The sequence below is a fragment of the Actinomycetospora cinnamomea genome (genome assembly GCF_003096675.1).
In the GTDB taxonomy this organism is placed as follows: domain Bacteria; phylum Actinomycetota; class Actinomycetes; order Mycobacteriales; family Pseudonocardiaceae; genus Actinomycetospora; species Actinomycetospora cinnamomea.
Map to the genome: position 1 here is coordinate 56,826 of NZ_QEKW01000002.1, position 20,288 is coordinate 77,113.

The 20,288-nt window shown below is 76.2% G+C and carries 21 protein-coding genes; 14 read left to right on the forward strand and 7 right to left on the reverse strand.

The annotated features are described in order from the left end of the window. The first annotated feature begins 70 nt into the window (after positions 1-70). The 3 genes from C8D89_RS05010 to C8D89_RS05020 all read left to right on the forward strand — a co-directional run bounded on the left by C8D89_RS05010 (position 71) and on the right by C8D89_RS05020 (position 3,192). A complete protein-coding gene (locus C8D89_RS05010; RefSeq protein ID WP_116707012.1) occupies positions 71-862 on the forward strand; it encodes a SigB/SigF/SigG family RNA polymerase sigma factor in 792 nt (263 codons plus the stop codon). 95 nt (positions 863-957) lie between these two features. Continuing rightward, positions 958-2,553, forward strand: a complete 1,596-nt coding sequence (locus C8D89_RS05015; RefSeq protein ID WP_207787068.1) for an FAD-dependent oxidoreductase — start codon at positions 958-960, stop codon at positions 2,551-2,553. Between the two features lie 213 nt (positions 2,554-2,766). Beyond that, positions 2,767-3,192: a hypothetical protein gene (locus C8D89_RS05020; protein WP_243417868.1), complete on the forward strand. Its 426-nt coding sequence runs from the start codon at positions 2,767-2,769 to the stop codon at positions 3,190-3,192. Positions 3,193-3,369: 177 nt separating this feature from the next. Here C8D89_RS05020 and C8D89_RS05025 read toward each other — a convergent pair whose 3' ends face one another. Next, positions 3,370-4,593 carry an FUSC family protein gene (locus C8D89_RS05025; protein WP_165825555.1) on the reverse strand — a complete coding sequence of 408 codons (1,224 nt, stop codon included), beginning with the start codon at positions 4,591-4,593 and terminating at the stop codon, positions 3,370-3,372. A 58-nt stretch (positions 4,594-4,651) separates the two neighbouring features. Between C8D89_RS05025 and C8D89_RS29045 the strand changes: the two genes are divergently transcribed. The 3 genes from C8D89_RS29045 to C8D89_RS05040 all read left to right on the forward strand — a co-directional run bounded on the left by C8D89_RS29045 (position 4,652) and on the right by C8D89_RS05040 (position 7,029). Then, the gene (locus C8D89_RS29045) at positions 4,652-5,707 is read left to right on the forward strand and encodes a hypothetical protein (RefSeq protein ID WP_165825556.1); all 1,056 of its coding nucleotides are present in this window, start codon (positions 4,652-4,654) and stop codon (positions 5,705-5,707) included. Between the two features lie 48 nt (positions 5,708-5,755). Beyond that, positions 5,756-6,055 (forward strand): YrhK family protein, encoded by a 300-nt coding sequence (locus C8D89_RS05035; protein ID WP_116707015.1) that lies wholly within the window; start codon positions 5,756-5,758, stop codon positions 6,053-6,055. Between the two features lie 62 nt (positions 6,056-6,117). After that, complete coding sequence (locus C8D89_RS05040; RefSeq protein WP_165825557.1) at positions 6,118-7,029, forward strand: DUF1206 domain-containing protein; 912 nt, start codon at positions 6,118-6,120, stop codon at positions 7,027-7,029. A 41-nt stretch (positions 7,030-7,070) separates the two neighbouring features. On the opposite strand, the gene C8D89_RS05045 is transcribed toward C8D89_RS05040, so the two are convergent. Together C8D89_RS05045 and C8D89_RS05050 are read right to left on the reverse strand one after the other, a co-directional pair. Next, positions 7,071-8,003, reverse strand: coding sequence for an acyl-CoA desaturase (locus tag C8D89_RS05045; protein WP_116707017.1), 933 nt, complete (start codon positions 8,001-8,003; stop codon positions 7,071-7,073). Between the two features lie 515 nt (positions 8,004-8,518). After that, the gene (locus C8D89_RS05050; protein ID WP_116707018.1) at positions 8,519-9,403 is read right to left on the reverse strand and encodes a Rieske (2Fe-2S) protein; all 885 of its coding nucleotides are present in this window, start codon (positions 9,401-9,403) and stop codon (positions 8,519-8,521) included. Between the two features lie 99 nt (positions 9,404-9,502). On the opposite strand from C8D89_RS05050, the gene C8D89_RS05055 reads away from it, so the two are divergent. Next, the gene (locus C8D89_RS05055) at positions 9,503-9,787 is read left to right on the forward strand and encodes a DUF6343 family protein (RefSeq protein ID WP_116707338.1); all 285 of its coding nucleotides are present in this window, start codon (positions 9,503-9,505) and stop codon (positions 9,785-9,787) included. A gap of 6 nt (positions 9,788-9,793) precedes the next feature. Here C8D89_RS05055 and C8D89_RS05060 read toward each other — a convergent pair whose 3' ends face one another. Beyond that, on the reverse strand, positions 9,794-10,651 hold the full coding sequence (locus tag C8D89_RS05060) for an IclR family transcriptional regulator (RefSeq protein ID WP_116707019.1): 858 nt from the start codon (positions 10,649-10,651) through the stop codon (positions 9,794-9,796). Positions 10,652-10,718: 67 nt separating this feature from the next. Between C8D89_RS05060 and pcaH the strand changes: the two genes are divergently transcribed. From pcaH to C8D89_RS05075, 3 genes are read left to right on the forward strand one after another with little or no spacing between them, the layout of a single operon-like run. Then, on the forward strand, positions 10,719-11,483 hold the full coding sequence (gene pcaH, locus C8D89_RS05065) for a protocatechuate 3,4-dioxygenase subunit beta (RefSeq protein WP_423716690.1): 765 nt from the start codon (positions 10,719-10,721) through the stop codon (positions 11,481-11,483). Further along, a complete protein-coding gene (pcaG, locus tag C8D89_RS05070) occupies positions 11,483-12,097 on the forward strand; it encodes a protocatechuate 3,4-dioxygenase subunit alpha (protein ID WP_165825558.1) in 615 nt (204 codons plus the stop codon). The genes pcaH and pcaG overlap by 1 nt, the downstream gene beginning before the upstream one ends. Next, positions 12,094-13,317: a 4-hydroxybenzoate 3-monooxygenase gene (locus tag C8D89_RS05075; RefSeq protein ID WP_279323354.1), complete on the forward strand. Its 1,224-nt coding sequence runs from the start codon at positions 12,094-12,096 to the stop codon at positions 13,315-13,317. Before pcaG ends, C8D89_RS05075 begins: the two co-directional genes overlap by 4 nt. A 214-nt stretch (positions 13,318-13,531) precedes the next feature. On the opposite strand, the gene C8D89_RS05080 is transcribed toward C8D89_RS05075, so the two are convergent. Continuing rightward, positions 13,532-14,020, reverse strand: coding sequence for an Lrp/AsnC family transcriptional regulator (locus C8D89_RS05080; protein WP_116707021.1), 489 nt, complete (start codon positions 14,018-14,020; stop codon positions 13,532-13,534). An 80-nt stretch (positions 14,021-14,100) separates the two neighbouring features. Between C8D89_RS05080 and C8D89_RS05085 the strand changes: the two genes are divergently transcribed. Then, positions 14,101-15,150 (forward strand): DMT family transporter, encoded by a 1,050-nt coding sequence (locus C8D89_RS05085; RefSeq protein ID WP_133251820.1) that lies wholly within the window; start codon positions 14,101-14,103, stop codon positions 15,148-15,150. 190 nt (positions 15,151-15,340) lie between these two features. On the opposite strand, the gene C8D89_RS05090 is transcribed toward C8D89_RS05085, so the two are convergent. Together C8D89_RS05090 and C8D89_RS05095 are read right to left on the reverse strand one after the other, a co-directional pair. After that, positions 15,341-16,687 carry a sensor histidine kinase gene (locus C8D89_RS05090; RefSeq protein WP_116707023.1) on the reverse strand — a complete coding sequence of 449 codons (1,347 nt, stop codon included), beginning with the start codon at positions 16,685-16,687 and terminating at the stop codon, positions 15,341-15,343. Continuing rightward, positions 16,684-17,349, reverse strand: a complete 666-nt coding sequence (locus C8D89_RS05095) for a response regulator transcription factor (protein WP_165825581.1) — start codon at positions 17,347-17,349, stop codon at positions 16,684-16,686. Before C8D89_RS05095 ends, C8D89_RS05090 begins: the two co-directional genes overlap by 4 nt. 93 nt (positions 17,350-17,442) lie before the next feature. Between C8D89_RS05095 and C8D89_RS05100 the strand changes: the two genes are divergently transcribed. Genes C8D89_RS05100 through C8D89_RS05110 form a run of 3 tightly spaced genes read left to right on the forward strand, consistent with a single transcriptional unit; the run spans position 17,443 to position 20,284 of the window. Then, positions 17,443-18,483 carry a LolA family protein gene (locus C8D89_RS05100; RefSeq protein WP_116707025.1) on the forward strand — a complete coding sequence of 347 codons (1,041 nt, stop codon included), beginning with the start codon at positions 17,443-17,445 and terminating at the stop codon, positions 18,481-18,483. Continuing rightward, positions 18,480-19,436, forward strand: a complete 957-nt coding sequence (locus C8D89_RS05105; RefSeq protein ID WP_116707026.1) for an ABC transporter ATP-binding protein — start codon at positions 18,480-18,482, stop codon at positions 19,434-19,436. Before C8D89_RS05100 ends, C8D89_RS05105 begins: the two co-directional genes overlap by 4 nt. Next, on the forward strand, positions 19,433-20,284 hold the full coding sequence (locus tag C8D89_RS05110) for an ABC transporter permease subunit (RefSeq protein ID WP_116707027.1): 852 nt from the start codon (positions 19,433-19,435) through the stop codon (positions 20,282-20,284). The genes C8D89_RS05105 and C8D89_RS05110 overlap by 4 nt, the downstream gene beginning before the upstream one ends. Positions 20,285-20,288 lie beyond the last annotated feature (4 nt).

A 20,288-nucleotide genomic window follows, 5' to 3' on the forward strand; every position in this document is an offset into this window, starting at 1 on the left:
ATACCGAAAGAGCGCCCCGCCTGCATCCGGAGCCCGCCTCCGGATCCTCGGGGCCCCTTGGGGGTGACCGATGGCCGGACGCAGTAGTGATTACGACGAGTACGTCCCGTTGCTGGAGGAGTACGCGTCCCTGCCCGACGACGACCCACGACGCGAACGCGTCAGGGAGAAGCTCGTCGTGGGTTTCCTACCCGTGGCCCGCAACATCGCCCGCCGGTTCGCCCGGCGTGGCGAACCGACCGACGACCTCGAGCAGGTGGCCTCGCTGGGCCTGCTCCACGCGCTCGACCGCTTCGACCCGGGCCGCGAGCGGGACTTCCTGTCCTACGCGGTGCCGACGATCATGGGCGAGGTCCGCCGCCACTTCCGTGACTCGGCCTGGTCGGTGCGCACGCCGCGCAGCGTCAAGGACCGCTACGTCGCGGTCGGGTCGGCGACGGCGTCGCTGTCCCAGCAGCTGGGGCGCGCGCCCACGGCGGCCGAGCTCGCCGAACACCTGGGCATGAGCCGCGACGAGGTCGCCGAGGCGATCGCCGCGCACGGTTCGTACCAGCCCGCGTCGCTCGACGAGTCCCTCGGCGACGGCGACGACTCGGCGCTCATGGACATCCTCGGGGTGCCCGACGGCGAGCTCGACCGCGTCGAGGTCCGCACGCTGGTCGGGTCCCTGGTCCGCGACCTGCCCGAGCGCGAGCGCACCATGCTCGCGCTGCGGTTCGTGCACGAGAAGACGCAGGCCGAGATCGCCTCGGTCCTGTGCATCTCGCAGATGCACGTCTCGCGGCTGCTCTCGCGCACGCTGGCCGCGCTACGCGACCAGATCGAGCGCGAGTCGAGCATCGAGCAGCTGGTGGCGGTCTGACTCCTCCCATGTGAGCGATCTTCGCGGCTACAGCCGCGAAGATCGCTCACACGGGGTGCCGTTTGCCCCACCGGACGCGCGGACACCTGGACGGCATGGACGGCATGGACGGCGGCAGGGGCGGCGGTCGGGACGGCACCGCCCCCGCGCTGCCCGCCCGCGAGCTCTCCGCGTGGCACGACCCCGAGCACGCCGAGGAACCCGACACCTACCCGGCGCTGCGCGGCGACCGGCGGGTCGACGTCGCCGTCGTCGGCGCCGGCATCACGGGCCTGACCACGGCGGTGCTGCTCGCGCGCGAGGGCCTGCACGTCGCGGTGCTCGAGGGCCGGCGCATCGGGGCGGTCGCGAGCGGCAACACCACCGCCAAGATCTCCGTCCTGCAGGGCACCCGTGGCGCCGCGCTCGACGCGCGCCACGACGAGGAGGCCGTCGACGCCTACGTCGCCGCACACCGCGCCGGTGAGGAGTGGCTGCTCGACCGTGCCCGGCGGGTCGACTGCGACCTCGAGAGCCGCGACGCGGTCACGTTCGCGACCAGCGGGCGATCGTCGGCGGGCGCCGAGGCGATCCGGCGCGAGGCCGCGGTGCTGCGCCGCGCGGGGCTGCCCGCGCGCCTCGGGACCGACGTCGGCCTGCCGTTCGCCGTCTCCGAGGCCGTGACGCTGCCCGACCAGGCGCAGTTCGACCCCATGCCCTACCTCGCCGACCTCGCCCGCGAGCTGCACGACGGCGGCCACGCGGTGCACGAGAACACCCGCGTGCGCAGCGTCTCGCTGCTCGGCGCACCCCGGCTGCGCACCGACCACGGCGAGGTCCGCGCCGAGCGGGTCGTGCTCGCGACCGGCGTCCCGATCCTCGACCGCGGCCTGTACTTCGCCCGCGTCGAGCCCAGCCGCTCCTACGCCCAGGCGGTCCGCGTCGACGGGCCGCTGCCCGAGGCGATGTACCTCTCGGCCGACGAGCCGACCGTCTCCCTGCGCACCGCCGTGATCGAGGGGGAGAGGCGCCTGCTCACCGGCGGCTTCGGCCACCGCGTCGGCGCGAGCACGCCCACCTCCGCGCACGAGCAGGCGCTGGCGGCGTGGGCCGCCGACCACTTCGCCGTCCGCGAGATCACCCACCGCTGGTCGGCGCAGGACTACGAGCCCGAGGACGGGCTGCCGTTCGTCGGCCCGATGCGCTGGCAGCCGCGTGTCCTCGTCGCCACCGGGTTCGCGAAGTGGGGGATGACGGGCGGCACGGCGGCGGCGCTGGGCCTGCGCGACCACGTCCTCGGACGTGACAACCCCTGGATGCGCGCGCTGCGCGCCGACCGGGCGCCCACGACGTCGGCGCTGCCGACCCTCGCCCGGGTCAACACCGAGGTCGGCCGCTACCTCGCCACGGGCTGGGCCCGCCCGCACCTGCCCACCGGCGCGGCGCTCGCCGAGGGCGAGGGTCGGATCGAGACCACCTCGCGCGGCAAGATCGCGCGCTGCCGGGTCGGCGGCGTGGAGCACGAGGTCGGCGCCGTCTGTCCGCACCTCGGCGGGATCGTCGCGTGGAACGACGCCGCGCAGAGCTGGGACTGTCCGCTGCACGGCTCGCGCTTCGCCCCCGACGGCGACGTGCTCGAGGGCCCGGCCACGACGGGGATGGCGCCCTCGCCGCCGGGTCTCGGTCGTGTCGTGGCGCCGCGGGCGACGTAGGCGGCGTCGTCGCTCCGTGGAACGGTCGGACCACCCTGGGTGCCGGTCCGCGGGGTACGGGGGCCGACCGTCCTACCGCCTCCCGCCGATGGTCCCTGGCGGCCCAGCGGGCCTGGCGGGACGGTCGCCCGACGTCGGAGCGGTCGCGAGTCCGTGGGTCGAGCTGCGCTCCTGACCGACGGCTCCACGGGTACTCGGAAGGAGGCGGACAGCGTGCTGGGCGACAAATTGGGGGAAGCGCACGGGAAGTTCACCAGCGTTCGCGTGCTCCCGACGGAGGGCCAGGACATCTGGATCGAGGTCTCGTTCCAGGGCACCGGCACCTTGGTGGGCCAGGACATCACCGACATCGGTACCTACCGTCAGACGATCCGGTCGGGGGGCGTGCTCTACGGCGAGGGCCACGTGCTGATGATGTCGAGCAACGGTGACGTCGCGGACTGGTCCGGCGGCGGCGTCGGACGGCCCACCGGTCCTGGCTACTCCGCGAGCTACGGCGTATGGGGCGCGGCGACGACCTCGTCGGAGACGTTCAAGCGGGTCGCGCAGGTGGCCGATGTGATCGAGTACGAGGTCGAGGAGGACGGTAGCTACCGCTGGACCATGTGGGAGTGGACAGGCGCCCAGGGCCGGGGGTAGCCGTCGCCGACCTCGACCATGGCGAGGACTTCGGTGACGAAGTCCGCGCTGAGCGCGGAGTTCGTCACCGGAGCGTGCGTGCCCACGGGGATCGCCGGCCGACTCGCCGCGTCGACGCCGGCCGGTCGCACCACGCTCCCGGCAGCCTCGGGAGATCGCACCGGCGAGCTCGGCGCCTCACTCCGACGATCCCGGCCGCCGGCCCGTGAGGTCGACGACCGCGCGCTGGGCGGCGTTGAGCAGCGCACCCTCGACGCTCCAGCCCGCGCGCACCTCACCGGTCGAGCCGGGCAGCCGCTGCGCGGCCTCGCGGTGCACCGCGCTCATCAGCTCCAGAGCCCCCGTGCCGGGTGGGTGGCGGTCGGCCTGGGGCGACATGGCGGCCGGGTCGTCGCGGATCTCCTCCATCGCCGCGGCGAGATGGTCGAGCAGGTCGGCGAACGAACCCACGAACAGCGGGTCGAGGCCCGGCTCGCCGCCCTCGGTGGTCTCGTCCTCGTCCGCGCGGGCCTCGTCCTGCTGCTCGGCGGCGTCGACGGTGGCCTCGCACAGGTCGACGACGTGGCTCGAGACCTCGACGACGGCGTCGGCGGCCGGCCCGAGCACGGCGGCGGGGTCGGCGGTGCGCTGCCGCCGGCGCACCGGGTTGAGGCGCAGGCTCTCGCGCGCCCAGGAGGCGCTGTCGCGGGCGCGGCGCGCCTCGTCGGCGAGGCCTCGGGCGCGGTGCAACCAGTCGTGCGCGAGATCCGCCCGCGCCTCCTGGTCCTCCCGCAGCGAGGACGCCATCCGGCGCAAGAGGTCGGCGAGGCGACCCGCGACGCCGGTCAGCGCGGCCGTGGCGTCGCGCTGGTAGACGGGTGGGAGCACGAGCATGTTGACCACGACGCCCACCACCGCGCCCACAGCGATCTCGGCGAGGCGCACGACGGCGCTCACGGGGGAGCTGGCCTCGGGACCCGCCTGGGAGACGAGGATGAGCGCCGTCACCGCCACCCACTGCCCGTGCTCGCCGAACATCCGCAGCCGGGAGAGCAGCATCCCGACGAGCACCACGACCGCGAGCCCCACCACGACCTGGTCGGTGAGCAGGGTCGCGACCAGGGCGAGCACGACGCCCGTGGCGACGACCGCGAGCTGCTGCCCGGCATCCCGCACCGACCGGTAGATGGTGACCTGCACGACGAGGAACACCGCCGCGTAGGGCGCGAGCCACGGCTGCGGCGACTCCAGCACCCAGCGGGAGAGCAGCCACGCCAGGGCGGCGGCGACCGCGGCCTTGGCCGCCTGGATGACGGCTTCGCGCTCGGGCCCGCTCGCGCGGGCGGCGCGGGCGAGGAAGCGGGGCGGGCGCAGCACCTGGCGACGAGCACGCCGGGCGAGCGTGCGGACGGAGGGCGCCATGGACCACAGTGTCCCCACGCGCGCCACCGGCGCGAACCACGACCGACGAGGTGTCCGCATGCCCCCGGCCCAGGACGCGCCCGCCGAGGCCGACACGCCCGGTGCCGACGAGGAGCTGCCCACCTCCCTCGAGGACGCCGCCGACCTGCTGTACGGGGTCGGGCGGGAGGAGTTCATCCCGTACCGCGACGCCCTGGTCAAGCAGGTGCGCCAGGCCGGCGACCGGGAGCTGGCGGGCGAGATCGGCGGGCTGCGCAAACCGTCCGTGGCGGCCTGGGTGGCCAACAGGCTCGCCCGCGAGTTCCCCGACGAGATCGGCGCGCTCGAGGAGCTCGGCTCGTCGCTGCGGGAGGCGCAGGAGAAGCTCGAGGGCGACGCGCTGCGCCAGCTCTCGCGCCAGCGCCACGGCCTCATCAACGCGCTGGTCGAACGCGGACGGCGGATCGCCCGCGAGGAGTCGGTGCGTCTCGGCGACCCGGCGGTCCGCGAGCTCGAGCGCACCATCGGCGCGGCGCTCGCCGACCCCACCGCGGCGCGGGCGCTCGCGGGTGGGCAGCTGGCGGGCGGGATGGAGGCCGGGGCGGGGCTGGGCGACGGCGGCGTCAGCGCCGCCCTGGGCGGCCCGGCGTCCGGGGCACGGCCCGCCCGCCCGGCGCACCCCGCGCGCCCGACGCAGCGCCGGCCGGACCGGCGCCCGTCCCGCCCGTCGGCGCCGGCCCGCGAGGACGCCGAGGAGCAGGACGACCGGCACGCCCGCGAGCAGGAGGAGCGGGAGCAGGAGGAGCGCGAGCGCGCCGAGCGTGAACGCCGGGAGCGCGAGGAGCGCGAGCGCGCCGAGCAGGCCGCCCGGGAGGCCCGGGCGCGCGCCGACGAGGCGGCCGAGGCGGCGCGGCGCGCGGGCGAGGACGCCGACGCCGCGCATGCGGAGGCCGAGGAGGCCGACGCGACGGTGAGCGACCTGCGTGCCCGCCTCGAGGCCGCCGAGGACGCCCGTCGCGGGGCCTGGGACCGCGCCGACACCGCGGCGCGCGAGCGCGACACCCGCCGCCGGGAGGCCGACCGGGCGCGCGAGGACGCCGACTCCGCCGAGCGCCACGCCCACTCGTTCCCCTGACGTCGCCTGTTGTCGCCTGACGCGACGGCGCCGGGCACGCTGCACCCCATGAGCGCATCGACGGGCGGACACGGCCCGCTGGTCTTCACCATGGGCCGCGAGGAACTGGTCATCCGGCGTCGCTACGAGGTCCTGTCGATCGTCAACGACATCCTCATCGCGATCTGGTTCCTCCTCGGCAGCATCCTGTTCTTCTCCGAGTCGACCACCTACGCGGGGACGTGGCTGTTCGTCCTCGGCAGCGTGGAGCTGCTGATCCGCCCGGTGATCCGGCTGGCGCGCCGGGTCCACCTGCAGCGCGTGCCCGACGCCCGGGGCGTCCCGAGCGAGACCTCGCCCGACTTCTGAGGAGCGTGCGCCGGGTCACCACGGACGTTTCACCGCGCCGTCGACCGGGTGATGTCCCGTCGGTGAGCAGTTCCCGTGCGGCCGACGACGCCGCGCCCACGGCGTCCGACCGCGACCCGCACGCGGTCGAGGCCGTCGCGGAGCACGCGGTGCACGAGGCGGTGGACCGGACCCTGCACGGCGGCGGCGACGCCCCGAGCCGCCTGGTCGAGCTGCTGGGCCGGGTGGGCCTGGTGGCCTACGGCGCGGTGCACCTGCTGGTCGCGGGGCTGGGACTGCGCCTGGCGTTCGGCGCCGGGCCGAGCGAGGTGGACCAGCAGGGCGCGGTGTCCGCCGTCGCGGCCGTGGGTGCGGCCGGGATCGTGCTGCTCCTCGTGTTCGTCGCGGGCCTCGCGGCGTTCGCGGTCTGGCAGGTCACGGCGGTGGCGGTCGGGTTCCGCTGGGTGTCGGGCGGGGAGCGCTTCCGCAAGCGGGTCGGGGCGGCGGCCAAGGCCGTCGCCGTGCTCGCCGTCGCCTACGTCGCCGCGCGCACCGTCCTCGGCGACCCGGCGCAGGGACGGGCGGGGCCCCAGAAGCTCGTGACCTGGCTGCTCGGCCTGCCGGGCGGTCAACTGCTCGTCGGCGCGGTCGCGATCACGGTCATGGTCATCGCGGGCTCGATGGTCTACACCGGCGTCGCCCGGACCTTCATGGGCGACCTCGTCGACGACCTCCCGGTCGGGGCCCGGCGCGCAGCGATCGTCCTCGGTGCGGTCGGCAACCTCGCCCGCGCCCTCGCGTTCGGGGCCGTCGGCGTGCTGTTCGCGGTCGGGGCGCTGCGCGGCGACCCCAGCCAGATCGGCGGGCTCGACCTCGCGCTGCGCGAGCTCGTCGACCGCTGGCAGGGCGTGGCGCCGCTGGTGGCGGTGTCGGTCGGGCTGGCCGCCTTCGGCCTCTACTGCCTGCTCGACGCCCGTTACCGGCGTGCCTACTGATCCGCCGCGCCGAGGAGATGCGGCGCCAGGAGCAGAGCTCCCTAGGACACCCGGGCGGCCAGACGCTCGAGCCGCCGAGCCGTGGGCCACTTGACGTGGCTGGCCCAGCCGAGCTTCTCGAACAGCCAGATCGTGCGCGCCGAGATGTCGAGCTGACCGCGCCCGACGCCGTGGCGCGCCGAGGTCGGGTCGGCGTGGTGCAGGTTGTGCCACGACTCGCCCATGCTCGGGATGGCGAGCAGCCACACGTTGGTCGAACGGTCGCGCGCCGACCACGGGCGCTCGCCGACGAGGTGGCAGATCGAGTTGGTGGACCAGGCGACGTGGTGGCTCAGGCCGACGCGCACGAGGCTCGCCCAGAAGAACGCCGTCAGCGCGCCCCACCACGACCACGACACCAGACCGCCGATCAGCGGCGGCGCGCCCAGGCTGATCACCGTCAGCGGGGTGAACCAGCGGTGCACGGCACGCATGTCCGCGTCGTCGAGCAGGTCCGGGGTGAACCGGCGCTGGTTCGTGAGCGAGCGCTCGAAGATCCAGCCCATGTGCGCGTGCCAGAAGCCGCGCACCAGCGCGACGGGCGACGTGCCGAACGCCCACGGCGAGTGCGGGTCGCCCTCCTTGTCGGCGAACGCGTGATGACGCCGGTGGTCGGCCACCCAGTGCCGGATCGGGCCCTGGACGGCCATGCTCCCGGCGACGGCCAGCGCGATCCGCAGCCCGCGCCGGGCACGGAAGGCACCGTGGGTGAAGTAGCGGTGGAAGCCGACGGTCACGCCGAGCATGGTCAGCACGTAGAACCCGGCGGTCAGCCCCACGTCCAGCCAGGTCAGTCCCCAGCCCCACGCGAGCGGGACCGCCGCGACCAGGGCGACGAACGGCACGAACGCGAAGAGGTAGACCATCACGTGCGGGGCGATGTGGCGCCGGTGGTCGGAGAGGTCGGCAGGAGGTGCGGCCGTACCGGACGTCATTGCGGGGGTGCTCCCGGGGGGCGCGGCGAATCGTGGACGACGGTGTCGTCGACCAGGCGGCGGGTGCCGGTGACCCACCCTGACACGGCACACCCCGTGCTCGCGCAACGACGGAGCGGGAACCGAGGTGGTCGACGCGTCCCCTTCGTCCGGTGGACGCCCGTCGCTCACCCGGACGTCCCACCCTGATGGGCCGGCCTCAACCGTGCGACTGCGACGGGTGATGTACGCCTCACGCGACCCGGCGGCCGCGGTGTGCGAGGTCGCCGTCCTCGTGCAGCTCGGTGAACACCGGCGGCGCCATGTCCCCGCCGGAGGACATGTCACGCTCCATCTCGTCGCGGGAAGCGTGCCAGGGCATCCCCGTCGGGCCACGTGAGCAGCACCACGACGCGGCCGTCGTCGGCGTGGAACACCCGCACGCTCTCGCGCGCGCGGACCGGCCCCCGGTTGTTCCCATAGGCTTCCCGCCGCCCGCTGGGGAGCACGCGTGACGGACCCGACGCCGGCCCCGGTCAGCTCGCCGGCACCCCCGGGTAGCCCGTCACGGCGAGCTCGAGGCGCCCGTCGCGCACGCGGGTGCGGAACGTCGGCTGCGGCGCCGTGGCCGGCCCGTGCACGACCGAACCGGTGTCGAGGCGGAACACGCTGCCGTGCCACGGGCACACGACGCACTCGCCGCGCCCGTCGCCGTCGACGATGCTGCCCTCGTGCAGCGGCGCCGACGCGTGCGCGCAGCGGTCGGCCAGCGCGTGGAACGTCCGGCCGCGGCGTACGACGAGCACACCGACGTCGCCGACGATCCGCCGCGTCGGCTCGCCCTCCTCCAGCTCGTCCGCGGCGCCGACGTCGGTCCAGTCGCCCGGACCGATGTGGGGGTAGCCCTCGGCGTGGTTCGCGCCCATGGCCTGGTGGTAGGCCATGTGCCCGCCGAGCGAGGCACCGACGGTGCCGACGGCCAGCGCCGCCCAGCCCCAGAGCGCGCCCTTGAAGCTGCGTCCGCGCGCCCGTGCGAGCAGGGAGGCGGCGTAGCCGGCGAGCATCACGCCGTTCGCGGCGGCGTGCACCACCCCGACGCGCTGCTGCTCCTCGTGGCCGTCGGCGTAGTCGGCCCAGCCGGCCGCGGCGGTGGGCACCGCCGAGACCATGCCGATCGCGATGAGCGCGGTGGCCGGGCGCCGGGTGCGGGGCAGGACGTCGAGCATGCCGGCGGACGCGAAGCTGCCGACCGTGAGCTGGGCCAGGACCGGGTGCAGTGGGTGGCCCATCCACACCCCGTGCAGCGCGTCCTTGACGTCCTGGCGCTTGAGCACCTTGTGCACGGTGTCGCGCAGCGGCGCGGCGATCCTGTCGAGGGCGGGGGTCTTCGCGAGACGGTCGATGTCGTCGAACGGGCGCACGGGAGCCTCCGGTGGTGGTGGTACCCGTGTTTCGCCGCTCCCGGGCCCCGGGCAAACCCGACGTCCGCACGTCGACCCGCACGGACGGAGGTGTCGACCATGTCCGCCAAGCCCCGACGCACCCGCGAGGACTACGAGCGCGGGTTGCCCGACTACCACGACCCCACCGGTGGCTTCGGCGGCGCGCCCCCCGCCTACAGCGCGCTGACCCTGCGCGCGGTGCTCGCCGCGTTCGGGCTGCTGGCGTCGATCGCCGGCGTGGTGATCTTCCTCGTCGTGATCTGGCTGCCGTGGGCGTCGTTCGCGTTCGGCGTCGTCGCCCTGATCTGCCTCGTGGACCTGGTCTGGGTGCTCTACCGCAAGGCGCGCGGCGAGCCCGGGTAGGCCCGGTCACGCTCCGCGCTCGGCGCCCGCCGGCTCGCCGGCGGCCGCTCCCGTCAGGGGCGTGACGACCCCCAGGGGGCGGCGCCGGGCCGCCGGTGAGCCGAGCGCCCGGGAGATGCCGCGGGCCGCGGCGCGCACGGCGGGCACGATCGCGCGCGGCTCGGCGCCGGCGCTCGGCACGACCACCGACAGCGATGCCACCACCCGGTCGTCCTCGCCACGCACGGGCGCGGCCACCGACAGCGCGACCGGGTCGACCATGCCGTCGCACACCGCCACGCCCTCCCGCCGCACCGCGGCCAGCGCGCGGCGCAGCGCGTGCGCCTCGGTGATCGTCTTCGGTGTCAGGGGCGGCAGCGGCCCCGCGAGCACCTCCTCCTGCACGACGGAAGGCGCGAACGCGAGCAGGACCTGGCCGACGCCGGTGGCGTGCAGCGGCATCCGCCCGCCCACCCGCGAGAACACCCGGACCGCCTCGGGGTGGGCGAGCCGCTCGACGTAGACGACCTCGTGCCCGTCGCGCACCGCGAGCTGCACGTTCTGCCGCGTCGCCTCGTAGAGGTCCTCGAGGTAGGGCATCGCGCGCTCGCGCAGGCCCAGGCTGCGCGGGGCGAGCGCGCCGACCTCCCAGAGCCGCAGACCGATGCGGTAGCGCCCGTCCTCGCCACGCTCGAGGGCGCCCCACGCCGCGAGCTCGCCCACCAGCCGGTGCGCCGTCGACAGCGGCAACCCCGCGGCGCGGGCGATGCCCGAGAGCGTCAGCGCCTCGGCGCCGGGCCCGAACGCGGAGAGGATGCCGAGGACGCGCTCGGTCACCGTCGGACCCCCGTCCGCCCCGCCCCGCCCCTCGTCCTGTCGGCTCACTCCGTGCTCCTTCCGGTGACCGGAAGCTCGATTCTGGCACGCCGCGGGCGCACGGCACGCTGGAACGGTGAACCCACCCGACGGCGCCCCGCGCGTCGCCACGCAGCGGGAGGTCTCCGCGGAGATCGCGGCCGCTGCGGAGGCGGCGCCGCGCATCGACGGCCACCCCGAGCGCGCCTACGCCCCGTACCGGAGCACCGCGCTGCGGGCCCCGCAGCACCCGCTCGTGGTGTCCCCACCGAGCCTGACCGAGCTCGCCGCGCCGGTGTTCGGTGCCGCCGACGTCGCGCCGATCGAGGCCGACCTGACCCGCCACCACGCGGGCGAGCCCCTCGGCGAGCGGATCATCGTCACCGGCCGCGTGATCGACGGCGACGGGCGCCCGGTGCGGGGCCAGCTCGTCGAGGTCTGGCAGGCCAACGCGGCCGGTCGCTACCGCCACGACGGGGACCAGCACCCCGCCCCGCTCGACCCGAACTTCACCGGCGGCGGGCGCACGCTCACCGACGACGAGGGCCGCTACCGCTTCGTGACGATCAAGCCGGGTGCCTACCCGTGGCGCAACCACACCAACGCCTGGCGGCCGGCGCACATCCACTTCTCGCTGTTCGGCACGGCGTTCACCCAGCGGCTCGTGACGCAGATGTACTTCCCGGGCGACCCGCTGTTCGGCCTCGACCCGATCTTCCAGTCGGTCACCGACGAGAAGGCCCAGCAGCGCCTGATCGCCGCCTACGACCACGACGTGACCGAGCCCGAATGGGCGCTGGGCTACCGCTGGGACATCGTCCTCGACGGCGCTCACGCCACCCCGCCGGATGTGGACGCCTGATGCTCGACCTCACGCCCTCCCAGACCGTCGGGCCGTTCTTCGCGTTCGGCCTGCCCTTCGTCGGCGGCGGTGACGTCGTCCCGCCCGGCACCCCCGGCGCGATCACGCTCCACGGCACCGTGCGCGACGGCGCCGGCGCGGCGGTGCCCGACGCGCTGCTGGAGTTCTGGCAGGCCGGCCCCGACGGGCGGGTGCCCGTGCGCCCGGGCTCGCTGCACCGCGACGGCCGCACGTTCACCGGCTTCGCGCGGGTGGCGACGAACCGGGCCGGCGACTACTGCCTGCGCACCCTGCGTCCGGCGGCGCCCACCGGCGCGCCCCACGCCCCGCACCTGGCGGTCACCGTGTTCGCGCGCGGCCTGCTGCACCACCTGTTCACGCGGGTCTACTTCCCGAACCACGTGCAGGCCAACGAGGCCGACCCGCTGCTCTCCGCCCTCGACGAGGAGCGCCGGGCGACGCTGATGGCCGTGCCCGACGGCGGCCCGACCGGGCCGGGCTACCGGTTCGACGTCCGGATGCAGGGCCCCGGCGAGACCGTGTTCCTCGACCTGTCCGCGCACGGCCTGGCCCAGCCGCCCGCCGAGACCGTCGAGACCCCGGAGACGCTGTGAGCCCCGCCGGCCCCGTCGGCGACCGCACCCAGGTCGCGATCGTCGGCGGCGGGCCCGCCGGGCTGATGCTCGCCCACCTGCTGCGGCTGCGCGGCGTCGACTCCGTCGTGCTCGAGGCCCGGCCGCGCGAGCGCGTCGAGACCCGCCAGCGCGCCGGCATCCTCGAGCACGGCACGGTCGACGCCCTGCGCGAGGTCGGCGCCGACGCGCGGATGGACGAGCTCGGCCTGCCCCACGACGGGTTCGAGCTGCGCTTCTCCGGTCGCAGCGTGCGCGTCGACATGCAGGAGCTGACCGGGCAGCGGGTGATGATCTGGGCGCAGACCGAGGTGACGAAGGACCTCATCGCGCTGCGCCTGTCCCAGGGCGAGCCGCTGCTGTTCGACGCCGAGGTGCTCGAGGTCGCCGATGTCGAGACCGACGGTCCGTCGGTGCGCTACCGGTACGAGGGCGCCGAGCACGTGCTGCGCGCCGACGTCGTCGTCGGTGCCGACGGGTCGCACGGGCCCGCGCGACGGGCGATCCCCGAGCACCTCGTGCGCCGGTTCGAGCGCATCTACCCGTACTCGTGGCTGGGGATCCTCGCCGACGTCGCGCCGTCGTCCCACGAGCTGATCTACGCGCGCGGACGCACCGGGTTCGCGCTGGCGTCGATGCGCTCGCCGAGCGTCACCCGCGCCTACATCCAGGTGCCGAACGGCACGGACGCCCAGGCGTGGGCCGACGAGGCGATCTGGGACGAGCTCTCCGCGCGCTTCGCCCTCGATCCAGGGGAGCACGCCGATAGGGGGTCGTTCACGCTCGCGCGGGGGCCCGTCACGGACAAGTCCGTCACCCCGATGCGCAGCGTCGTCACCGAGCCGATGCGCCACGGGCGGCTGTTCCTCGCCGGCGACGCGGCGCACATCGTGCCGCCGACCGGGGCCAAGGGGCTGAACCTCGCGGTGGCCGACGTCCGCGTGCTGGCCGACGCGCTGGGCGAGTGGTTCTCCTCGAAGGACGAGACGCTCCTCGACGCCTACTCCGACACCGCGCTGCGCCGCGTCTGGAGGGCCTCGCACTTCTCCTGGACGATGACGACGATGCTGCACGTCGACCCCGACGGCGACCCGTTCGACGAGCAGCTCGCCCTGGCCCACCTGCACCACATCGAGGTCTCGGAATCCGCCCGCCGCGCGCTGGCGGAGAACTACCGGGGCCTCGCGCTCGGCACGGTGTGACGGAGCTCGGCGCGGTGTGACGCAGCTCGGCGCGGTGTGACGCAGCGAGGGACGCCCCGGGTGCGTGGGACGCAGCGAGGGTGACCCTCGCTGCTCACGCCCTGCCCGCCGCGAGGGGTGGTGGGACGCAACGAGGGACGCCTCGGCTGCGTGGGACGCAGCGAGGGTGACCCTCGCTGCTCGCCCGCCTCGCGCGGGGGCGACCCAGCCCGCTTCAGACGTGGGTGACGCGGTCGACCAGGGCCGAGGTGGCGACCATCGTCGTGAGGCGGGCGACGCCCGGGATGCGGGCCAGCGTGCGCCGCAGCAGCACGTCGAGGGCCGCGACGTCGGCGACGTCGACGCGCAGGAGGTAGTCGACGTCGCCGGTGACGTGGTGGCAGCTCACGAGACCGTCGAGGTCGACGACGTGCCGCTCGAACCGCCCGACCGTGTTCTCGGTGTGGTCGACGAGCGTCACCGACAGGTGCACGACCAGCCCGCGGTCGACGGCCTCGGGATCGAGCACCGCGCGGTAGCCGCGCACCACCTGCTCGCTCTCCAGGCGCCGCAGCCGCCGCTGCGCGGACGACGGCGAGATCGACACCGCCTCCGCCAGGTCGGCCAGGCTCGAGCGCCCGTGGTCGGCCAGGTGGTCGAGGATGCGGCGATCGACACGGTCGAGGGGCGGCTGGGTGGATCGTGCACGTTGCGGGGCCGTCACGGGCACATCATGCAGGCACACGCCTCGTAGGGTCGAAGATCGCCCGACATCGCCCGCGGGCGCGCGCACATCGTGGAGGCATGACGAGGCGGACGGCGCTGGGTGCGATGGTGATCGCCGGCGCGGGCTGGGGAGCGGTGTTCGTGGCGCCGGAGCTGGCGCCGCTCGCGCCCGCCCTGCTGCTGGCCATGGGCCGGTTCGTGGCCTTCGGGGTGGTGTCGCTGCCCCAGGTGCGCGCCGTGCTGCGCGCCGACGTCCCGTGGGCCCGCGTCGTCGCCCACGCGCTGACCGGCTCGCTGGTGTACTACGGCCTCGTCGCCCTGGCCGTACGCCTCGCCGGACCGACGATCGCCGTCGCGACCATCGGCCTCGTGCCGGTGGTGATGGCGCTGATCTCGGCGCGCCGCCGGGGGCGCGCGGGCCTGCTGGCCCTCGCCCCGGCGCTCGGGCTGGTGGCGGTCGGGCAGGCGCTCGTGCACAGCGCCCCGACGCCGGGACCGGGCGGGTGGTCCGCGGTGGTGGGGACCCTGCTCGCGCTGGCGGCCGTGGCCTCGTGGAGCTGGTACGGCGTCGACTCCCACCGCCTGCTCGCCGCGCGTCCCGACCTGGGCCCGGTGCTCGCCGGAGCCCAGGGACTGGCGGCCGGCGTGCTGGCCCTGCCGCTCGGGATCTGGCTGCTCGCCGTCGGCGGCGTCCCGGCCGAGCCGGTGCGCGCCCTGCTGGTGGTGCTGTTCCTCGGGCTGGTCTCGTCCTGGTTGGCCGTGCGCCTCTGGCACGCCGCCGCCGGGCGGCTCTCGCCCGTGCTGGTCAGCCAGCTCATGGCGCTGGAGACCGCCTGGGGCTTCGTGTTCGCCGCGTCGCTCGCCGGCGCCGTGCCCGGCCCGTTCGCGCTGGTCGGCGAGGTGGCCCTGGTGGCCGGGGTCGCGCTGGCCGTGGTCACCGACGGGCACCGGGAGCGGCGGGAGCAGCGGGCTCACGGTGTTCAGGGGGTTCATGGGGACCCCGGCTCGTCGGCCAGCACCGCCCGGGCGACCCGCAGCGCCGCGTCGCGCACGCGGGACGAGCGCGGATCCTCGGCCGAGGTGTGCGCCACGGCCTCGAGCAGCGCGCACACCTCGAACCCGGCGTAGTCGCCGGCCAGGCCGGCGTAACGGCCCATCGCCACGCGACGCCGCAGCACGGCGGCGGCGCGGTCGATGGTCTCGGCGTCGAGCCGCGCGCGGGCGCGGCGGTGGTCGAGCGTGGACACGAGAGCTCCCCTCGGGCACGGCCGATCGGACGGACGCCGCGGGGGAAGCGCGACACCGACCATCCTGCCCGTCACCCCCGACAGCCGCGCGTCGTCGGGGTCGGTGGCGCCGTCGGCCAGCGCACCACCAGCCGCGTCCCGCCGTCCGGCGACGTCGTCGCGCGCGTCGTGCCGCCGCGCCCGGCCACCAGGCGCGCCACCAGCGCCAGCCCGAGCCCGCTGCCCTCGCCGGCGTCGGGGCGCAGGCGGGTGAAGCGGTCGAAGACCCGGTCGCGGTCCTCGGCCGGGATGCCGGGCCCGTCGTCGTCGACCAGCAGCCGGACCCACCGCCCGGCCGGCACCACCGACACGTGCACCACGGTGGCGGCGTGGCGCCGGGCGTTGGCGAGCAGGTTGTCCAGCACGATCGCGACCTCGCCCGGGGTGGCCGCGACGGCGACGGGCAGCGGGGCCCACAGCGTCATCGCGACCTGCGGCTCCTCGGGCAGGCGGGCGAAGGCGTCGCCGACCGCGTCCACGAGGTCCACCGGCCGGGCGGCCACCCGCTCGCCGGCGTCGGCCCGCGCCAGCGCCAGCAGGTCCGCGACCAGCCTCGACAGCCGCTCCGCCTCGCGCGCGACCGACGCCCAGGTCTCCGCGCCCGGGACCCGGTCCGGGTGGGCGACGGCGACGTCGGCCTGGGCGCGCAGCGCCGCGATGGGGGAGCGCAGCTCGTGCGCGGCCTCGTCGGTGAAGCGCTCGAGGCGGGCGACGGCGTCGTCCCGGCGGGCCAGGAGGGCGTTGAGCTCGGCGGCGAGGGCCGCGAGCTCGTCGCGCGCGGGCGGCACGGGCAGGCGCTCACCGGGCGGCAGGGCGGCGGCCGCGGTCCGCATCCGGTCGACGGGCCGCAGGGCCAGCCGGGTCGCGGTCCAGGTCGCGGCGACGACGGCGAGGGCCCCGAGCAGGGCGGTGACGACCAGCCCCCGGGCGGCCTCGGTGAGCAGGGCCGCGGCGCCGACGAGGTCGCGGGAGGCGAGCACCAGGCGCGGCGACCCGTCCGGTGCCGGGACCGCGACGGCGACCCAGCGTCGCGGCCCGAGCGGGTCGCCGGCCGTCGTCACCGGCTCCCCGGCGGCGAGCCGGCGCACGGCGTCGGGGTCCACGGGGCGCGGCCCGCGGCCGTCGACCGGCGTCCCCGCCAGGTCCACCACGCGCACGCCCGCGGGGGCGGGGGTCCCGGCGGCGACGGCCCCGGCCGCGGTCGCCGCGCGCTCGACGAGGGCGGCGTCCCCGCTGCTCAGCACCGCGGAGAACAGCAGCCCACCCGCCACCCGGCCGACGGCGAGCAGGGCGACGAGGGCGACGACCCCGACGACGAGGGTGATCCGCGTGCGCAGGGAGCGGCGCGCCCACCAGCCGCCCGCCCGCCGGTCGCTCACCCGCCGGCGCCCAGCCGGTACCCGCGCCCGCGCTCGGTGCGCACCAGCTCCCCGGCACCGACCGCGGCGAGCTTGCGACGCAGGTAGCCGACGTAGACCTCGACGACGTTGCGGCTCGCCGACCCGCCCCCGCCCCACACCGCGGTGAGCAGCTCGTCCTTGGTCAGCGCGGTGTCCGGGCGGACCGCGAGCGCGTGGAGCACCGCGAACTCGCGCGCCGACAGCCCGACCTCGCGCCCCTCCCACGTCGCCGACCGGGTCGCCGGGTCGAGGGTCAGGGCACCGTGCACCACCCGCGCCGTGGCGGGGCCCGCGCGCCGCAGCACCGCGCGCAGCTGCGCGACGAGCACGACGAACGAGAACGGCTTGACCAGGTACCCGTCGGCGCCGAGGTCGAGGCCGTCGGCCTGGTCGACCTCGCCGTCCTTCGCCGAGAGCAGCAGCACCGGGGTCGCGATCCCCTCGGCCCGCAGCGCCTCGAGCACCCGGTAGCCCGAGAGCCCGGGCAGCAGGATGTCGAGGACCACGGCGTCGTACGCGCCGGTGGCGGCCTCCGCCAGCCCTGCGCGGCCGTCGGCGACGGCGCGGACCTCCATGCCCTCGGCCGCGAGCCCGCGGGTCAGGGCCTCGCGCACCCCGGGCTCGTCGTCGACCACCAGCACCTTCGGCACCCCTCCGACGGTAGGCCGCCGGAGGGTCGCCGGGGCCCGATCGACGCTGAGGGTGTCTCAGCCGGCGGCGGACACGATGGGGGCATGGCACGCAGGGGCTGGGTCGGGGCAGGGCTGGGCGCGGCGCTGGTGGGCGCCGTCGGTGTGGGGCTCGTGGTCGCCCCGACGGGCGCGGCCGCGGCGCCGCCGCTGCCGCCGGTCAGCCCCGAGGACCTCGTGTCGTCGGTGATCGCCGCCGACCGGCCGGCGCTGGCCGGTGAGGTCGAGGTCGACAACGCGCTCGGCCTGCCCGCCGTCCCCGGTGTCCCACAGCTCGCGAACGGCACCTCCACGGTCCGCGTGTGGTCCGGCGGGGAGGACCGCGGGCGCGTCGCCATCCCGTCGGCGGAGGGCGAGCGCACCCTGGTGTCCGACGGGACGACGCGCTGGTCGTACGACTCGCGCGAGCGCAGCGCGACGCGGGTCCCGGTCGGCGAGGGCCGGGGCGGACCGGAGGGCTCCGACGCCCAGGACCCGACCACCGCCGCGACGCAGGCCGTCGCGACGCTGCGACAGTCCAGCACCGTGGCCGTCGACGGCACCGCCGAGGTGGCCGGCCGCCCGGCGTACCAGCTGGTCCTGACGCCCCTGCCCACCGAGCGCACGCTGCTGCGCGAGGTCCGGGTGGCCGTCGACGCCGAGACCCGCCTGCCGCTGCAGCTCACCGTGCTCGCGCAGGGATCGGGCGAGCCGGCGCTGCAGGTCGGCTTCACCGAGATCACCTACGGCCCGCAGGACCCGGCGCTGTTCGCCTTCACCCCGCCCCCGGGCACGACCGTCGAGGACGCGCCGGCCCGCGACGGGCAGCGCCCCGACGGCGCCCGGCAGGGCACGACCGTCGGCGACGGCTGGGACACGGTGGTGATCGGGCAGGCGCCGCAGGAGGGGCAGGGCCAGCAGCCGGACGGCCGGCAGCGCCCCGAGAGCGCGCCGGACCTCTCCGCGCTGGGGACGCCGGTCACCGGCCCGTGGGGCACCGGGCGCGTGATCACCACCGCCGTGGCCACGGTGATCGTCACCGACGACGGCCGGATCGCCGCGGGCGCCGTCCCGCAGCAGGTGCTCGGCGAGGCCCTGGCCCGGTGACGGCGGCGGCATCGACGACGGAGCCGGCGACCACGTCCCCGGCGGACGCGCTCGCCGCGCGGGTCCGCGGGCTGCGCAAGACCTTCGGCGCCACGGTGGCGGTCGACGACGTCGACCTCGACGTCCCCGCCGGTGCCGTGCTCGGGATGCTGGGCCCGAACGGTTCGGGGAAGACCACGCTCATCCGCATGCTGCTCGGCCTGACCCGCCCGACCGCGGGCACCGTGGAGCTGCTCGGGTGCACCGGGGCCGACCTCCCGGCCGCGCTGCCGGACGTGGGCGCGCTCGTCGAGGGCCCCGGCTTCCACCCGTTCCTGTCCGGGCGCGACAACCTGCTTCGCTGCGCCGCCGCCGAGCCCCGCCTCGACGGCGACCTGCGCAGGCCGGTCGACGCGGTGCTGGAGCGGGTGGGGCTCGCCGACGCCGCGCGCCGCCGCTACCGCGGCTACTCGCTGGGGATGAAGCAGCGCCTCGGGCTCGCCGCAGCGCTGCTCGTCCCGCGCCGGCTGGTCGTGCTCGACGAGCCCACCAACGGCCTCGACCCCGCCGGGACGCGGGACGTCCGGCGTGTGGTGGCCGAGCTGCGCGAGGCGGGGGTGACGGTGCTGCTCTCGTCGCACCTGCTCGCCGAGGTGGAGGCCGTCTGCACCCACGTCGCCGTCCTGCAGACCGGGACGCTGCTCGTGGCCGGCGACCTGCGGGCCCTGCTCGACGCCGACGCCGGGGGCGTCGTCGTCAGCACCCCTGACGTCGACGACGCGATTTTGGCGCTGCGTGCGGCCGGGGCGCCGGCGTACCGCGCCGAGGGCGGCGTGGCGGTCCCGCCGGGTCCGCTCGAGGCGCCCGGGATCGTCGCCGCTCTCGTCGGGGCGGGGGTCGCGGTGTGGGAGGTCCATCGCCGCCGAGCGCACCTCGAGGAGCTCTTCACCCGTCTCACCGAGGAGGACGCGTGACCACGGTGGAGGCGGCCCGGACGAGGGCACCGCTGGGCCGGCTCGCCGCGGCGGAGGTCCGCTGGGTCCTGCGCCGCCCGCGCACCCTCGTGCTCCTCGCGCTGCTGGCGTCGGTCCCCGTCGCGGTCGGGGTCGGGATCGCGCTGACGGGCGGGCCCGGCGGGGGCGACGGGGACGGTCCGGGCCTGGTCGCCGCGGTGGCCGGCAACGGGCTGGTCCTGCCGATCGCCGCGCTGGGCCTCGCGCTCACCCTGCTGCTGCCGTTGACGGTGGCCACCGCGGCCGCCGACGCGCTGGCCGGCGAAGCGCAGCACGGCACGCTGCGCGGCCTGCTCCTCGCCCCGGTCGGGCGGGGGCGGCTGGTCGTCATGAAGGCGGTCGGGGTGGTCGCCGTGACCGTGCTCGCGGTGCTCGTCGTCGCCGTCGCGGGAGTGATCACCGGTCTGGTCGTCGTCGGCGGTCCGGACGGCACGCTGATCACCCTCTCCGGCACGGCGCTCGGCCTCTGGGAGGCGATGGGGAGGGTGGCGCTGGTCGCCGCGTGGACCATCGTGCAGCTCCTGGCGGTCGGCGCGGTCGCGCTCGCGATCTCCGCGTTCACCGAGCACCCGCTCGTCGTCCTGGCGGCCGTGCTCGGCGGGCTGATCGTCTTCGGTGTGCTCGCCGCGGTGCCGTCGCTGGAGTGGCTCCAGCCGCTGCTGCTGACCTCGGGCTGGGGTGCGGGCACCGACGCGCTGCGTGATCCGCTCCCTCTCGACGACCTGGCGTCCAGCACCGCGCGGGCGCTCGTCTACCTCGTCGTCGGCGTCGCGCTCACCGTGTGGCGGATGCGACACCGGGACGGGTAGGTCG

Excerpts from the sequence above, each read along its gene's own strand:
- C8D89_RS05010 (WP_116707012.1), top strand. The coding sequence starts at position 71 with ATGGCCGGACGCAGTAGTGATTACGACGAGTACGTCCCGTTGCTGGAG.
- C8D89_RS05015 (WP_207787068.1), top strand. The coding sequence starts at position 958 with ATGGACGGCATGGACGGCGGCAGGGGCGGCGGTCGGGACGGCACCGCC.
- C8D89_RS05025 (WP_165825555.1), bottom strand. The coding sequence starts at position 4,593 with ATGGCGCCCTCCGTCCGCACGCTCGCCCGGCGTGCTCGTCGCCAGGTG.
- C8D89_RS29045 (WP_165825556.1), top strand. The coding sequence starts at position 4,652 with ATGCCCCCGGCCCAGGACGCGCCCGCCGAGGCCGACACGCCCGGTGCC.
- C8D89_RS05035 (WP_116707015.1), top strand. The coding sequence starts at position 5,756 with ATGAGCGCATCGACGGGCGGACACGGCCCGCTGGTCTTCACCATGGGC.
- C8D89_RS05045 (WP_116707017.1), bottom strand. The coding sequence starts at position 8,003 with ATGACGTCCGGTACGGCCGCACCTCCTGCCGACCTCTCCGACCACCGG.
- C8D89_RS05055 (WP_116707338.1), top strand. The coding sequence starts at position 9,503 with ATGTCCGCCAAGCCCCGACGCACCCGCGAGGACTACGAGCGCGGGTTG.
- pcaG (WP_165825558.1), top strand. The coding sequence starts at position 11,483 with ATGCTCGACCTCACGCCCTCCCAGACCGTCGGGCCGTTCTTCGCGTTC.
- C8D89_RS05085 (WP_133251820.1), top strand. The coding sequence starts at position 14,101 with ATGACGAGGCGGACGGCGCTGGGTGCGATGGTGATCGCCGGCGCGGGC.
- C8D89_RS05100 (WP_116707025.1), top strand. The coding sequence starts at position 17,443 with ATGGCACGCAGGGGCTGGGTCGGGGCAGGGCTGGGCGCGGCGCTGGTG.